The following is a 14,883-nucleotide window of genomic DNA, read 5'->3' as shown; positions in this document are numbered from 1 at the left end:
GCCAGTCGCCGACCGGGAACAACCCCCAGTCCGATGCAAGCAATATAGTGAGACAGGGCGGTCAGGGCAATATCCCCCTAAGCCGCCACAGCCTCTGCCTCCAGCCGCCCCACCAGTTTCACGCCGACCCCCGAGCACGTCAGGTCTCCGCCGGGATTGCCGGCGGCTCCGAGGGCGCTGGACGGGTTGGCCTTGTCCGGCGAAGACTGTGACACTTACCGATCCCGCGCATACCGCGCCTCGACCGGGAATTCCGGCAGCCAGCTTTCCCGCTGATCCACCCAGCATTCATAGCTCGGCATGAACCGGTCCGGGCTGTCCAGCGTGCCGAGATGGATCTCGGTTTCGTTTCCGGTGCGGGCGAAGACGGAAGAGCCGCAGGCGGGGCAGAAGTGGCGGCCCTGATAGCTGCGGGTCTCGCCGTCGACGGTGACGGCGTCCTCCGGGAAGATTGCGGCGGCATAGAAGAGTGCGCCGTGATGCTTGCGGCAGTCCAGGCAGTGGCAGACGCCGACCCGGTCGGGCCGCCCCGATGCCGTGATCCGCACCTTGCCGCACAGGCAACCGCCGGTGATCGTGTCCATGAGACCTCTCCGTCCTGGCCAGGCGGGAAGGCTTACACCGCGAGGACGCGATCCGGCCACTGCTGCGGTGAGGATCTGTCCGGGCTGAGCTGTCAGAGCAAACCTGCGCGCTGACGCGCTGCGCGGCGCTTCCGCGCCGCCCCCTCAGTCCGCTTCGCGGACAGCTCCCCCGCAAGCGGGGCGAGCCCTGATCAAGGCTTCCCCTGCGTAGCGGGGGAAGTGCCGACCCCGGCCTTGAGCCGGGGGAGGCGATGGGGGCGAGTAAGCCCTAAGCCGCCACAGCCTCCGCCTCCAGCCGCTCCACCAGCTTCACCCCGGCGCCCGAACACGTCAGATCCCCGCCGAGATCGCCGGTCCATTCGCCGGCCTCGTGCATGGCGTTGATTGCCTTGCGGATGCGGGTGGCGGCGGCGGGTTCGTTGAGGGATTCCAGGAGCTGGGCGGCGGCTTCGATGGCGCCGAACGGGTTGGCCTTGTCCTGGCCGGCAATGTCGGGGGCCGAGCCGTGGATGGGTTCGAAAATGCCGGGACGGGCCTCGCCCAGCGAGGCGGAGCCCAGAAGGCCGATCGAGCCGGGCAGCATGGAGGCCTCGTCGGACAGGATGTCGCCGAACATGTTCTCGGTGACGATGACGTCGAAACTGGCCGGCGCGCGCAGGAGGTGCATCGCCGCGGCGTCGACATACATGTGGTCGAGCGCGATATCGGGATAGTCGCGCGCGCCCATCTCCGAGACGGTCTCGCGCCACAGGCGGCTGGTTTCCAGCACATTGGCCTTGTCGACCGAGGTGAGACGGCCGCGGCGCAGGCGGGCCTGTTCGAAGGCGACGCGGGCGACGCGGGCGATCTCCGCGCGGCTGTAGGTGCAGGTGTCGGAGGCCTGGCTGTCCGTACGCTCGCGCCGGCCGAAATAGATGCCGCCGGTCAGCTCGCGCACGATGAGGAGGTCCGTCCCCGCTACGAGGTCGGCTCGCAGCGGGGACTTGTCCGCCAGCGCGGGGTGCACGCTGGCAGGTCTCAGATTGGCATAGACGCCGAGCGCCTTGCGCAGGGCCAGAAGGCCGGCTTCGGGGCGCGAAGGGGCCTGGTCCCATTTGGGTCCGCCCACTGCGCCCAGGAAAACCGCGTCGGCGGCCTGGCAGGCGGCCAGGGTCTCGTCGGTCAGGGGTTCGCCATAGCGGTCGATCGAGGCGCCGCCGAATGCGTGCTCCTCGAACTGGACCGAAAAGCCGGACAGGGCGGCAGCCCGTTCGATGACGGCACGGGCGACGCGGGTGATTTCCGGGCCGATCCCGTCGCCGGGCAGAAGGACGATGCGATAGGTCATGCGGTCTGTGTCTCGTAAGCGGTGATGGCGTCTTCATTGGCGGTGAGGAAGCCGAGCGGGTCGGTGCCTTCCATCAGACAGTGCCGGGCGAAGGGTTCGATGGTGAAGCCGAAACCGGGCCCGTTGCCCATCTCGACGCGCTGGGCGGCAAGGTCGACGGTGATCTCGACATCGGGATGGGCCAGCAGCCAGTCATGCGCCTCTTTCGGGGCGAGGATCGGCAGGAGGCCGTTCTTGGCCGCATTGGAGCGGAAGATGTCGGCGATCTCCGAGGAGATGACGGCGCGGAAGCCGAAATCGTGCAGCGCCCAGGGCGCATGCTCGCGCGAGGAGCCGCAGCCGAAATTGCGCCCCGCCACGAGGATGCGGTGGGTTTCCGTGTCCAGCGCGTTGAGGGCGACGGTCTCCAGCGGCTTGCCCTCACTGTCATAGCGCCAGTCGTGGAAGGCCTTGTCGCCCAGCCCGTCGCGCGAGGTCGTGGTGAGGAAGCGCGCGGGAATGATCTGGTCGGTGTCGATGTCTTCCTGGTCGATCACGAAGGTGCGGCTGGTCAGCGTGGTGAAGCGTTCAGGCATGGGCGGGCTCCATCAGCGTGGCCGGGTCGATGACATGACCGGCGATCGCGGCCGCGGCCGCCGTGGCCGGGCTGGCCAGCACGGTGCGCGCGCCGGGACCCTGGCGGCCCTCGAAATTGCGGTTCGAGGTGGAGACGATCAGCTGGCCCGGCTCGCCCTTGTCGCCATTCATGGCGATGCACATGGAACAGCCCGGCTGGCGCCATTCCGCGCCGGCCTCGATGAAGATCCGGTCCAGCCCCTCCGCCTCGGCCTGTTTGCGCACGGCGACCGAGCCGGGCACCACGAGGGCGCGCACGCCTGGCGCCACCCGGCGTCCGCTCATGATCGCGGCGGCGGCGCGCAGGTCTGTGATGCGGGAATTGGTGCACGAGCCGATGAAGACCTGGTCGACCTTCGCGCCGGAAACCGGCTTGCCCGCCTCGAACTGCATATAGCCCAGCGCGCGGGCATGGGAGGCCGACCGCGCGGCCGGAACCGGCGCGTCGACGGCGATGCCGGTATCCGGTGCCGTGCCCCAGGTGACCATCGGCCGGATCCGGGTGGCATCGATCACGACCTCATGATCGAAGCGCGCGCCCGGATCGGAGCGGAAATGTGACCAGTGTGTCACCGCCATGTCCCACTTATGGGGGTCTGACGGCACATGTTCGCGACCCTTAAGCCACGCAAATGTGGTCTCGTCGGCGGCAATCATCCCCGCGCGCGCGCCCGCCTCGATCGACATGTTGCAGACCGTCATCCGGCCCTCCATGTCGAGCGCCTCGATCGCCTCGCCGGCATATTCGATCACGCATCCCGTACCGCCATCCACACCGATCTCGGCGATCACCGCGAGGATGATATCCTTGGCCGAAACGCCTGGCGCAGTAGGGCCGTCCAGTGTGATCCGCATGGATTTCGGCTTGCGCTGCAACAGGCATTGCGTCGCCAGCACATGGCCGACTTCCGTCGTGCCGATCCCGAAGGCCAGCGCCCCGAAAGCGCCATGCGTCGCAGTATGACTGTCGCCGCAGACAATCGTCATGCCCGGCTGGGTCGCCCCCAGTTCCGGCCCGATCACATGCACCACACCGCGATGCTCACTGTCCCAGCCATGCAGGGTAATCCCGTGCGCCGACGCATTCGCCTGCAGGGTCTCGACCTGTTTGCGGGCCGCGTCGGTGGCATAGGGCGGGGCCTCGCCCGGCGCGAAATCCAGCGTCGGCGTTGCGTGGTCGATCGTCGCTAGGGTGCGGTCGGGCCGGCGCACTTTGAGGCCGCGCTCGGCCAGTACCGAAAAGGCCTGGGGCGAGGTGACCTCGTGCACCAGGTGCAGATCGACATAGAGCATGGCCGGCGTATCGGCCGTCTCCGCCTTGACCAGGTGGGCGTCCCAGACCTTCTCGAACAGGGATCGCGGACGCCCGCTATCAGGCGACATGCTGGACCTCCATCTGATTGTCCTGCACCGGCTGCAGCCAGCCGTGATGATCCGGGGTCTCGCCGGTGAACAGGCCGAAGAAGCGCTCCTGCATCTTCTCGGCAACCGGGCCGCGCCCGCCGCAGCGCACGATATGGCCGTCGACCGAACGCACCGGCGTGATCTCGGCGGCGGTGCCGGTGAAGAAGATCTCGTCGGCGACATAGAGGCTTTCGCGCGACAGGGTCTGCTCGCGCACGTCATAGCCTTCCGCCTCGGCCAGCTTGATCACGCTGTCGCGGGTCAGGCCGGACAGGATGGAGGCCGAGGTCGGCGGCGTGCGGATGATGCCGTCGGAGACGACGAAGATATTCTCGCCGGCGCCTTCGGACACCAGACCGTTGACGTCCAGGCCGATGCCTTCGTCGAAGCCGCGCGAATGGGCCTCATGGCTGATCAGCACCGAGGACAGGTAATTGCCGCCGGCCTTGGCGCCGGTCGGGATGGTGTTGGGCGCAGCGCGGTTCCAGCTGGAGATGCAGCAATTCACGCCCTTGGATAGCGCGTCCTCGCCCAGATAGGCGCCCCAGGGGAAGGCGGCGATGCAGACATCGATACGGGTGTCCTTGCCCGGCAGGACGCCGATCCCGCCATAGCCGAAATAGGCAATGGGCCGGATGTAGGCGTTCTTGAGATGATTGGCGCGAACCGCCATGCGGCAGGCCGCTTCGATCTCCTCCTGGGTGAAAGGGATCGGCATGTGATAGACGCGCGCGGAATCGAACAGGCGCCGGATGTGGTCGGTGAGCCGGAAGATCACCGGGCCGGACGGCGTGTCGTAACAGCGGATGCCCTCGAACACCGAGGTGCCGTAATGCAGGGCGTGGCTCAGCACATGGGTCTGGGCTTCGTGCCAGTCGATGAGTTCGCCATTGCGCCAGATGAAGTCGGTTTCGGAAATAGCCATGGTCTTGATATCCTGATCAGACGGCGTGTGCCGGGGTGGGTTGGTTGGCCTCGGCCCGGTCGTAGGCTTCGCCGCGATCGAGGGTGAACAGAAGGGCGTCGATGGCCGCGGTTACAATGTCGGGTCCGCGGGCCCGGCCGGAAAAGCGGCGGCCGTCGATCTCGACCTCGATATCGGCCACGAATTCGCGGCCTGTGCCATTGGCCCGCATGCGGGTTTCCAGGCTGATGATGTCGACATCGGTGCCGGTGATCCGCTGGACGGCCGCAAAGGCCGCCGCAACGGGTCCGTCGCCCGAGGCAATGTCGGAGATGCGGCCGCGTACGGGGTGTTCCAGCTCTATACGGGCAAACTGTTTCGGCTTGCGGCCGGCCGTGGTGCGCAGCTCGGTCCGCAGAACCGTCCATTGCGAACCGGAGGCCGAATACCCCTCCATCATCGCGACCAGATCGGCATCATTGATCTCGCCATGCAGGTCGGCCGCAGCCTTGAACTGGGCGAAGATGTCGTTCAGCCGGTCCGGATCGGGCTGATAGCCCAGCTTGGCCAGGCGCTGCGACAGGGCGTGCTTGCCCGAATGCTTGCCCAGTACCAGCGAGGAACCGGGAACGCCGACGCTCTCCGGGGTCATGATCTCATAGGTGCGCCGGTCGGCAATCATGCCGTGCTGGTGGATGCCGGCCTCGTGGGCGAAGGCATTCTTGCCGACGATCGCCTTGTTCGGTGCGACGGCGGTCCCGGTCATGCGGGACAGGCGCTGGCTGGCGGCCCAGATCTGGGTCGCGTCGGCATGGCTGACGGCGGGGAAGATGTCGGCCCGCACCTGCAGCGCCATGACAATCTCTTCCAGCGAGCAATTGCCGGCCCGCTCGCCGATGCCGTTGATGGCGCACTCGACCTGGCGCGCACCGGCTTTCACCGCGGCCAGCGAGTTGGCGACGGCGAGCCCCAGATCGTTGTGGCAGTGGGCCGAGAAGATCACAGGGTCCGGCCGCTCCACCTTGGCCACCAGGTCGGCAAAGACGCGATAGATTTCGTCCGGTTCGGAATACCCGACCGTGTCGGGCACGTTCAGCACGTCGGCGCCGTTCTGGGCGGCACAGCTCAGGGCCTCGACCAGGAATTCCGGTTCCGTACGCAGGGCGTCCTCGGCCGAGAACTCGATCTCGTCGAACCGGCCAGCCGCGTGCTTCAGGCAACGCTCGATGGTCTGGATCACCTCGCGGCGCGACAGGCGCAGCTTGGCTTCACGGTGGATCGGGCTTGTGGCGATGAAGACGTGCAGGCGGCTGCGCTGTGCCGGCTCCAGCGCATAGGCCGCGGCGTCGATATCCTTTTCCGTCGCGCGGGCCAGCGAGCAGATCGTCGGCCCCCGGACTTCCTGCGCGATCAGCCGGATGGCTTCAGCATCGCCCGGCGACGCGGCGGCAAAGCCGGCCTCCATCGTATCGACCCGCAGATTGGCCAGGAGATGCGCCATCTCCAGCTTTTCCGGCGCGGTCATGGAGAAGCCGGGGGCCTGTTCGCCGTCGCGCAGCGTCGTGTCGAAAATGTGCAGCCGTTCCGGCTGGCTGCTGGGTACGGGGCTCAGTTTCGGGGCGGACATGCCTGTCTCCAGTGATATGAGGCGTGAGCCGCTTCGGCGGCCGCGATTTCCGGGGTGAAGACGGCGCGTACATCCATCAGGCGTCCGATCTGGCGGATCAGCACATCTAGCTGGCGCGCCGCATCGCGCGGTGTCACCTGCAGGGTGATGGTGGACTGGCCTTCACGCGCTTCGCTCTTGTCCAGCGTGCCGATCATGTAGCCACGGCGCTCGACAAGTCCGATGAGGCGCATCAGGGCGCCTTCGGCTTCGGCAAGTTCGATGATGAGCGTGTTGAGCATGATCAGTCCTCCATCATGTCGGCATTGGATGCGCCTGGCGGCACCAGCGGCCAGACATTCTCGCGCGGGTCGATCAGCACATGGGCCAGGATCGGGCCGCGCGCGTTCAGCAAACGGTCGATTGCGCCGGGAACCTCGTCCCGGCTGTGAACCGTGAAGGCTTCGATGCCGAAGGCGTGCGCCACCTCGGCAAAGTCCGGATTGTCGTAGAGATCGATCTCGGAAAAATTCTGGTCGAAGAAGTATTCCTGCCACTGGCGCACCAGGCCCAGAGAGGCGTTGTCCAGCAAGAGGATCCGGATCGGCACGCTGTAGCGCCGCGCGGTCGCCAGCTCCTGGATATTCATCATGATCGAGCCGTCACCCGAGATCGTGACGACCTTGGCGTCGGGACGTTCCATCGCGGCACCGATGCCGGCGGGCAGACCGTATCCCATCGCGCCCAGACCGGCCGATGTCAGATGCGATTCCGGACGCGCAAAACGGCAATGCTGGGCCACCCACATCTGATGCTGGCCGACATCGCAGGCGGCGATGAAGTCGTCGCCGGCCGCTTCGGACAATTCCTTCAGCATGGCCGGTGCAAACACGCCATTGCCCGGCGCGTCATAGCGGAAGGCATGGCGTGCCTTGCGTTCGCGGCAGGTTTCGCGCCAGGGGTCGATATCCAGATAGCCCGGATCCATGCGCGCCAGTGCATCGGCAATATCGCCGGCGATTGCCGCATCGGCCGCGCGCAGCTTGCCGATCTCGGCAATGTCGGCATCCATGTGGATGATGCGGGCACCCTTGGCGAAACTGTCCAGCCGGCCGGTCGCGCGGTCGTCGAACCGCGCACCGCAGCACACCAGCAGGTCGCACTCGTCCACGGCAACATTGGCCGCGCGCCCGCCATGCATGCCCAGCATGCCCAGGAAATTCTCGGCATCGGGGTGCGGGCAGCCCAGGCCTTTCAGGGTCGCCACGGCGGGAATGCCGGTACGGCCCATGAAGTCCCGGACCGCGTCGACGGCGCGGCCCAGGGCGACGCCGCCGCCGATATAGAGAACGGGGCGTTTTGATTGAGTCAGCAGGGCCGTCGCCGCAGCCACATCGGCGTCACTGGCACGGGACGGCCCTGCTGCAGGCCGAGGCTCTGGGGGTAAGGTGGGGTACGCCTCGGCTTGTAGGACATCCTTCGGCAGATCGATCAGGACGGGGCCGGGGCGCCCGCCTTCCGCGATCTCGAAGGCTTCGGCGATCATCTCCGGAATCCGCATGGGATCGCGGATGATGATCGAGTGTTTCACGACCGGCATGGACATGCCGAACACATCGACTTCCTGGAAGGCGTCCGTCCCCATCAGGCCCGACGGGACCTGGCCCGTCAGGATGATCATGGGGACGCTGTCCATGTAGGCATTGGCAATGCCGGTCAGCAGGTTCGTCGCACCGGGGCCGGACGTGGCCAGGCACACACCGGCCTTGCCGGTGATGCGCGCCTGGGCGTCGGCCGCGAAGGCGGCTGCCTGTTCATGGCGGACCAGGATGTGCTGCAGGCTCGAGCCGGTCAGGGCGTCGTAGACCGGCATGATCGCCCCGCCCGGATAGCCGAATACGCGCTCGACACCCAGGGCTTCCAGCGTGCGTACGACGGCGTGCGCGCCGGTCTGCTTGGCTGTCTTGGGCGCCGGAGCGGTCTTCGCTTCGGTCAGGCTGTCATTGGCGGGCAGGGCGGTCATGATACTGGAGCTTTCCTGTCGTCAGTGCGTATTGGCGCCGGGCTGCAGCCACGGCATGTCGGCGCGCAGTTCGGCACCGGTTTTCTCGATCGGGTGTTCCAGATCCTTGCGCAGCAAGGCCTGGTATTGCGGCTTCCCGGCCTGGTTCTCGGTGATCCAGTCGCGGGCAAACGTGCCGTCCTGGATGTCCTTGAGAACCTCGCGCATGCGGGCCTTGGTCTCGTCATTGATGACGCGCGGGCCCGAGCGCAGATCGCCATAGATGGCGGTCTCCGAGATGAATTCGTGCATCTTCGCCATGCCGCCCTCGTAGAGCAGGTCGACGATCAGCTTCAGCTCGTGCAGGCATTCGAAATAGGCGACTTCCGGCTGGTAGCCGGCCTCGACCAGCGTCTCGTAGCCGGCCATCACCAGCTCGGTCGTGCCGCCGCACAGGACGGCCTGCTCGCCGAACAGGTCGGTCTCGGTCTCTTCGGCGAAAGTCGTCTCGATCACGCCGGCCGTCGCACCGCCGATACAGGCCGTATAGCTCAGGGCGCGGTTGCGGGCCTTGCCGGTGGCGTCCTGGTTGACCGCGAACAGGCACGGCACGCCGCGGCCGATTTCGAACTCGCGGCGGACCAGATCGCCCGGGCCTTTGGGGGCGACCAGGATGATGTCGGTATCCGGATCTGGATGAACCCGGCCGAAATGCACCGAGAAACCGTGGGCGAACAGGACGGCATCGCCCTTGTCCAGGTTCGGCGCGACCATCTCGCGGTAGACGGCTTCGTGCGTCATGTCGGGCGTCAGGATGGCGATGACATGGGCGGCCTTGGTGGCCTCTTCCGGCGTTGCCGTCTTCAGCCCGTCAGCCTTGGCTTTCTTCTCGCCGGCCCCGCCGGGACGCACGCCGACGATCACGTCGCAGCCGGAATCCTTCAGGTTCATGGCGTGAGCGCGCCCCTGGCTGCCATAGCCGATGACCGCGATCGGCCTGGACTTGAACTCGGTGGTGTCGACTTCGAAGGCGGCGCGCCGGGAAGTCGATTTGGAAGCGGACGCGGTCATGCGGTGATCTCCTGCTTGGATGTCGCGTTGTCGGTGGATTTCGGGGCGGCCGGAGTGTCGGTTCCGGCCGGAATGGTGACGGCGCCGCGCGAGGCCGAGGAGACCAGCGCAGCATACTTGGCGAACACGCCGCCGACGGATTTCGGCTCGGGCCGGACCCAGTCCTTGCGGCGGGCCGCCAGATCGGCGTCGACATCGATCCGGCGGGCGCCGACATCGATGCGCACGATGTCGCCATTCTCGATCAGGCCGATCGGGCCGCCGGCAGCGGCTTCGGGGCTGACATGGCCGATCACGAAACCCTTGGAGGCGCCGGAGAAACGGCCATCGGTGATCAGGGCGACGTCCTCGGACAGGCCCTGTCCGACCAGAGCGGCGGTGACGCCCAGCATTTCACGCATGCCGGGCCCGCCCTTGGGGCCTTCATTGCGGATGATGATGATGTCGCCGGCCTTCACCCGGTTGTTCTCGATCTCGGCGAAGGCGGCTTCCTCGCTCTCGAACACGCGGGCGGGGCCTTCCATGGCGGTGCGCGAATGGCCGGAGGTTTTCAGCACGGCGCCTTCCGGAGCCAGATCGCCGTAGAGGATGCGGAAACCGCCATCGGGCTTCACCGGATCCGCGACGGTCTTGATGACGCGCTGGTTTTTCGACTCGACCGCTTCGGCGGCTTCCGTGTGCAGGCTGCGGCCGGTGACGGTGGGGGTGTCGGCCAGCAGACCGGCCTCGACCAGGCGCTGGGCGAACAGGCGTGTGCCGCCGGCCAGGAACATGTGGTGGGCCAAAAAGCGGCCGCCCGGTTTCAGGTCGGTGATCACCGGCGCGATGCCGGAGACCTCGTCAAAGATATCGATCGAGAAGGGCTCGCCCGCCTCGGCCGCAATGGCAGCCAGGTGCAGGATGGCATTGGTCGAGCCGCCGCTGGCGGACGCCGCGATGGCGGCATTGCGCAGCGAAGCCTGGCTGACGAACTGGCGCGGCCGCGTGCCGGATTTGGCCAGTTCAACCGCCAGCTTGCCGCAGCGCGCGGCGGCGGCGGGCTTGTCTGGGTGCGGCGCCGGGATGTCGTTGACGCCCATGGGGGACAGGCCCATCACCGACAGGATGGTCGCCATCGTGTTGGCCGTGAACTGGCCGCCGCAGGCGCCGGCGCCCGGGCAGGCGGCTTTCTCGACGGACTTCAGGCCCTCATCGTCCAGCGTGCCGGCGGCGTGTGCACCGATCGCCTCGAACACGTCCTGGACGGACAGGTCCTTCTCGCCCAGCCGGCCCGGCATGATCGTGCCGCCATAGAGGATGCAGCCGGGCACATCCATGCGCGCCAGCGCCATCGCGGCGGCCGGGATCGTCTTGTCGCAGCCGACCAGGATCACCACACCGTCCAGGCAATGCCCGCGCACCGCCAGCTCGATCGAGTCGGCGATGGTCTCGCGCGAGATCAGCGAGGCGCGCATGCCTTCCGAGCCCATGGAGATGCCGTCGGAGACGACGACCGTGTTGAAGTCGACGGGGAAGCCGCCGGCTTCGCTCACGGCCTCGCGCACCGGAACGGCCAGGTCCGCCAGGTGCATGTTGCACGGCGTCACCGTGGTCCAGGTGTTCACGACGCCGATCATCGGCTTGTCGAAGTCGGCGTCCTGCATGCCGGTCGCGCGCAGCATGGCGCGAGCGGCGGCGCGGGCCGGCCCCTTTGTGATCGCGTCTGACGTTTTTTTCGAACTCTGTGTCATCGAAGCTTTCCGTGCGGCGAACACGAAAAACCCCGCTCCCAGGTTCCGGGAGCGGGGTTTTTCGTGTCTGCCTTTGCTTTGGTTTTTACCTAGCCGGCAGGCGCGTACGCCACTCCCGTTATGGGGGTGATAATAAGTACAAGTACGAGAAGGAGGAGGCCGAGCGAACCTGCCCGCGCGCCCTCGAGGGCGGCGGCCGGAAGAACCGGCTGGGCAATGGCGTTCATCGACATGACAGGGGTATTCCTGTTTCCTATTGCGCTGCAGCGTGACCGCACTCGATCATGATTGCAACCCCTCAATTGGAAAATTTCTGCACCAAATCGCATATCGGGGTCAGTGTGAGCAAAAAACAGCGAACGGGAGGGTTCCCGCGCAATGGAATTTCAAGGCGCAGAATCGTGCGTTTCACGGTAGGCTGACGCATCATGGTTCGCTTGTTATGGCTGGCATTCGGAGGTGTGTGCGTCGGACTGGCAATTGCCGGAGCTGCGCTTCCCCTTTTGCCGACGACACCCTTTCTGCTTCTGGCGGTCTTCGCCTTCGCGCGGAGCTCGCAGCGGCTGCATGACTGGCTGGTCGATCACAGGCATTTCGGTCCGATGATCCGGAACTGGCGCGAGCATGGCGGGATTGACCGCCGCTCCAAACTGCTCGCCGTCGCCGCCATGCTGGTGGCGCTTCTGGTCAGCTGGGCTGTCGGTGTCGGCCCCCGCCTGCTACTCATCCAGGCGCTGGTTCTGGGCGCATCCGCGACCTTCATTCTCACCCGTCCGGACGGTCCGCGGCGTCCGGAAAGCTGATGCGCCGTTCATCTTGCTCGAAATCCGGGCAGTCTGTCTCAATTCCGGGCAATGGTGGTATAGCGGCAAAAAATTGCATGAAACCGGTTGACCGCGGTTCGGGCGAGGGCCGCTGATTTTCCCGCGGCATCCGATCATGTCGCGACTCTGTGGATTGAACTGCTGGCGGCGACGGCCGCCAGCTCTTTTCCCCAGAATGGGAAAATATCCCGCAGAGTGGTCAGGCGACCAAAAATACGCACGAAAAGCCTGTAAAATTCCACCTTCAAGAAAAATGTTGCAGCGCAGCATTCGGTGTCATAGGGTTGTCAAACAACGAGCCGCGCTGACGCGGCCGCACCACAGAGCGCGTTGATGGGATCCGCCGCCGCCAGAAGGCGGTAGGGATCAACTTGCCCGGCGAAGCAGGCGTTTCGCTATTGCGCGCAATATTCGTGCACAAGTCAGATCCGAGTCGAACAAGCGGACCGTTCAATCAAGAACGGTTTCACCGCATGCGACCGGTGCGCGAGGCTCACCCGCAGGCGGTTCAAGGGATGGTTGCCAGAGCGGGGGGATCCCAATGATTGGCACAATGAAGACACGAAAGACACTTCTTGGCGGCGCGCTTGTCGCGCTGGCGGCCGGCGCCCTGGTCGCCGGTCCGGCCCAGGCCGAGGTGTCCGAAGAAACCGCATTCGTTTTCAACACGCTGCTTTTCCTGATCGGCGGCTTCCTGGTCATGCTGATGGCGGCCGGGTTCGCGATGCTGGAGGTCGGCTTCGTGCGGACCAAGCACGCCGCCGCGATCTGCCTGAAGAATATCGCGCTCTACTCGATCGCGGGCATCATGTTCTATCTGGTCGGCTACCAGATCATGTATGGCGGCGAGACACCGTATTTCGGCATGCCCGCGATCTGGGGGCCGTCCGAACTGGCCAGTGACGCCGAAATCTCGCTCGAGACCGGCTATGCTGCAGCGTCCGACTGGTTCTTCCAGATGGTGTTCGTCGCCACTGCGGCCTCGATCGTGTCCGGCACGATCGCGGAGCGCGTCAAGCTCGGTCCCTTCTTTATCTTTGTCGTGGTGCTCGCTGCCGTGATCTATCCCGTCCAGGGCTCCTGGGAATGGGGTGCCGGCTGGCTCGACAGCGATTTCGGCTTCTCAGACTTTGCCGGATCGACGCTGGTCCACTCCACAGGCGGTTGGGCTGCACTTGCGGGCGCGATCCTGCTGGGGGCCCGTACAGGCCGGTTCGGTCCGAACGCAACGCCGATGGTGCCGTCTTCCCTGCCGCTTGCCACGCTGGGGACGTTCATCCTCTGGTTCGGCTGGTTCGGCTTCAACGGGGCCTCCCAGCTCGCGATGGGTTCGGCAGCCGATGCGGTCGCGATTTCCCAGATTTTCGCCAATACAAACATGGCGGCTGCGGCCGGCGTGGTGACGGCGTATCTCCTGTCGATGGCGCTCGGCGGCGGCAAGGCCAATCTGGCCTACTGTCTCAACGGTGCGCTGGCCGGCCTGGTCTCGATCACGGCCGAACCCCTGACGCCGACCATCCTCGAGGCGATTGCCATCGGCGCGGTCGGCTCGGTGATCGCGACTTTCGGTGCCAAATTCCTGGAGGCCGTGCGCATTGACGACGTGGTGGGCGCCATTCCGGTCCACCTGTTCGCCGGCATCTGGGGCACGATGGCGGTTCCGCTGACCAACTCCGAAGCCTCCTTCTTCGGTCAGGCGGTCGGCGTTGGCGCCGTCGGTGCCTTTGTCTTCCTGTCCAGCTTCGTGGTCTGGCTGATCCTGAAGATCACGGTGGGTATCCGCCTGTCGCCGGACGCCGAGAATGTCGGCGGCGACCTGTCCGAGCTGGGTCATCCGGCAGGATCGATCTTCGCCGCGATCGATCCGGGAAAGCCGACGGCCCCGGCCGAGTAGCGGGGATTCCGGCTGGCGAGGCGACCCGGGCGGTCGCCGAGCCGGCCGGTCTGCCCGGGGCCGAACCGAGTGAACCCCAGTCCCGAAATGCCGCGGACATCTTCCGGTCCAGACCCGGACCGCCGCGGTCCCTGAAATCCGCGCCAGTCAAGCTGCGCGCACCCGAGACCCTGCGCTCGCGTCCGGCCGATGGCCCGCCGAGCAAGGCCTGAACATCAACGAGGAGTAACAAGATGAAAGCGAAATTCCTGACAGCCGCCCTGGTCCTTGCCGCCCTGACCGGTCCGGCCGCAGCCCAGACCATCGAGGGCAATGTCGCCCTCACCACCAATTACGTCTTCCGCGGGATCTCCCAGACCGATGATGGTCCGGCGATCTCCGGCGGCTTCGACATCTCCGACGAAAGCGGTCTGTATGCCGGCGTCTGGGGTTCGAGCGTCGACTTTTCCGACGACACGACCATGGAGCTGGATCTCTATATCGGACAGAGCTGGGAAGCGGCCGGCTTCGGCTTCGATGTCGGCGGTATCTACTATCTCTACCCCGACAGTCCCGATGGCCAGAACTTTCTCGAAATCTACGGCGGGGTGAGCCATGCGCTCGGTCCGCTGGAATGGGACGCCAGCCTGGCCTATTCGCCGGAATTCTACGGCGAGATCGGTCCGGGCTGGTATGTGTCGACGGGCCTCGCCTTGCCGATCAACGACACTGTCTCGATCGATGCCCGCGTCGGCGCCAGCCGGTTCGATGATTTGTCCTCGGCCGACTATGAGGACTACCAGCTGGGTATCTCCGGCACGGTGTTCGAGAATATCGGCTGGGACATCCGCTATTTCAGCGCGTCCGATGGCGGTGATGACGGCGTCTTTGCCACCATCTCGCAATCCTTCGGCGGATAAGGCAGATGGCGGGCAGGACTGTC

14 protein-coding genes are annotated in these 14,883 nt (G+C 66.0%); 3 read left to right on the top strand and 11 right to left on the bottom strand.

Annotation, left to right across the window (positions count from 1 at the left end; genetic code table 11):
- Positions 1 to 77 precede the first annotated feature (77 nt).
- The 11 genes from JJ918_RS01810 to ilvD all read right to left on the bottom strand — a co-directional run bounded on the left by JJ918_RS01810 (position 78) and on the right by ilvD (position 11,243).
- Complete coding sequence (locus JJ918_RS01810; protein WP_291882532.1) at positions 78 to 215, bottom strand: hypothetical protein; 138 nt, start codon at positions 213 to 215, stop codon at positions 78 to 80.
- Positions 216 to 584: a GFA family protein gene (locus tag JJ918_RS01805; protein ID WP_291882531.1), complete on the bottom strand. Its 369-nt coding sequence runs from the start codon at positions 582 to 584 to the stop codon at positions 216 to 218.
- Positions 585 to 852: 268 nt separating this feature from the next.
- Entirely contained in the window at positions 853 to 1,911 is a 1,059-nt protein-coding gene (gene leuB / locus JJ918_RS01800; RefSeq protein WP_291882528.1) for a 3-isopropylmalate dehydrogenase, read from the bottom strand.
- A complete protein-coding gene (gene leuD / locus JJ918_RS01795; protein WP_291882525.1) occupies positions 1,908 to 2,486 on the bottom strand; it encodes a 3-isopropylmalate dehydratase small subunit in 579 nt (192 codons plus the stop codon). Before leuD ends, leuB begins: the two co-directional genes overlap by 4 nt.
- Positions 2,479 to 3,909, bottom strand: coding sequence for a 3-isopropylmalate dehydratase large subunit (gene leuC / locus JJ918_RS01790; protein WP_291882523.1), 1,431 nt, complete (start codon positions 3,907 to 3,909; stop codon positions 2,479 to 2,481). The genes leuD and leuC overlap by 8 nt, the downstream gene beginning before the upstream one ends.
- Positions 3,899 to 4,855 (bottom strand): branched-chain amino acid transaminase, encoded by a 957-nt coding sequence (locus JJ918_RS01785; protein ID WP_291882521.1) that lies wholly within the window; start codon positions 4,853 to 4,855, stop codon positions 3,899 to 3,901. Before JJ918_RS01785 ends, leuC begins: the two co-directional genes overlap by 11 nt.
- A 16-nt stretch (positions 4,856 to 4,871) precedes the next feature.
- Positions 4,872 to 6,461: a 2-isopropylmalate synthase gene (locus JJ918_RS01780; RefSeq protein WP_291882519.1), complete on the bottom strand. Its 1,590-nt coding sequence runs from the start codon at positions 6,459 to 6,461 to the stop codon at positions 4,872 to 4,874.
- Positions 6,443 to 6,742: an ACT domain-containing protein gene (locus tag JJ918_RS01775; protein ID WP_291882516.1), complete on the bottom strand. Its 300-nt coding sequence runs from the start codon at positions 6,740 to 6,742 to the stop codon at positions 6,443 to 6,445. Before JJ918_RS01775 ends, JJ918_RS01780 begins: the two co-directional genes overlap by 19 nt.
- A gap of 2 nt (positions 6,743 to 6,744) precedes the next feature.
- On the bottom strand, positions 6,745 to 8,463 hold the full coding sequence (gene ilvG / locus JJ918_RS01770; protein ID WP_291882514.1) for an acetolactate synthase 2 catalytic subunit: 1,719 nt from the start codon (positions 8,461 to 8,463) through the stop codon (positions 6,745 to 6,747).
- 21 nt (positions 8,464 to 8,484) lie between these two features.
- Positions 8,485 to 9,513 (bottom strand): ketol-acid reductoisomerase, encoded by a 1,029-nt coding sequence (ilvC, locus tag JJ918_RS01765; protein WP_291882511.1) that lies wholly within the window; start codon positions 9,511 to 9,513, stop codon positions 8,485 to 8,487.
- Positions 9,510 to 11,243: a dihydroxy-acid dehydratase gene (gene ilvD / locus JJ918_RS01760; protein ID WP_291882508.1), complete on the bottom strand. Its 1,734-nt coding sequence runs from the start codon at positions 11,241 to 11,243 to the stop codon at positions 9,510 to 9,512. Before ilvD ends, ilvC begins: the two co-directional genes overlap by 4 nt.
- A 428-nt stretch (positions 11,244 to 11,671) precedes the next feature.
- On the opposite strand from ilvD, the gene JJ918_RS01755 reads away from it, so the two are divergent.
- The 3 genes from JJ918_RS01755 (at position 11,672) to JJ918_RS01745 (ending at position 14,860) form a co-directional block, all read left to right on the top strand.
- Positions 11,672 to 12,046, top strand: a complete 375-nt coding sequence (locus JJ918_RS01755; protein ID WP_291882505.1) for a YbaN family protein — start codon at positions 11,672 to 11,674, stop codon at positions 12,044 to 12,046.
- Positions 12,047 to 12,620: 574 nt separating this feature from the next.
- Positions 12,621 to 13,961 carry an ammonium transporter gene (locus JJ918_RS01750; protein ID WP_291882502.1) on the top strand — a complete coding sequence of 447 codons (1,341 nt, stop codon included), beginning with the start codon at positions 12,621 to 12,623 and terminating at the stop codon, positions 13,959 to 13,961.
- Positions 13,962 to 14,194: 233 nt separating this feature from the next.
- Complete coding sequence (locus JJ918_RS01745) at positions 14,195 to 14,860, top strand: TorF family putative porin (protein ID WP_291882499.1); 666 nt, start codon at positions 14,195 to 14,197, stop codon at positions 14,858 to 14,860.
- Positions 14,861 to 14,883: the final 23 nt, after the last annotated feature.

The organism is Maricaulis sp. (assembly GCF_017642925.1).
GTDB lineage: Bacteria > Pseudomonadota > Alphaproteobacteria > Caulobacterales > Maricaulaceae > Maricaulis.
Note: the sequence above shows the minus strand (reverse complement) of the source record. Positions and strands in the feature narration are given on the sequence as shown.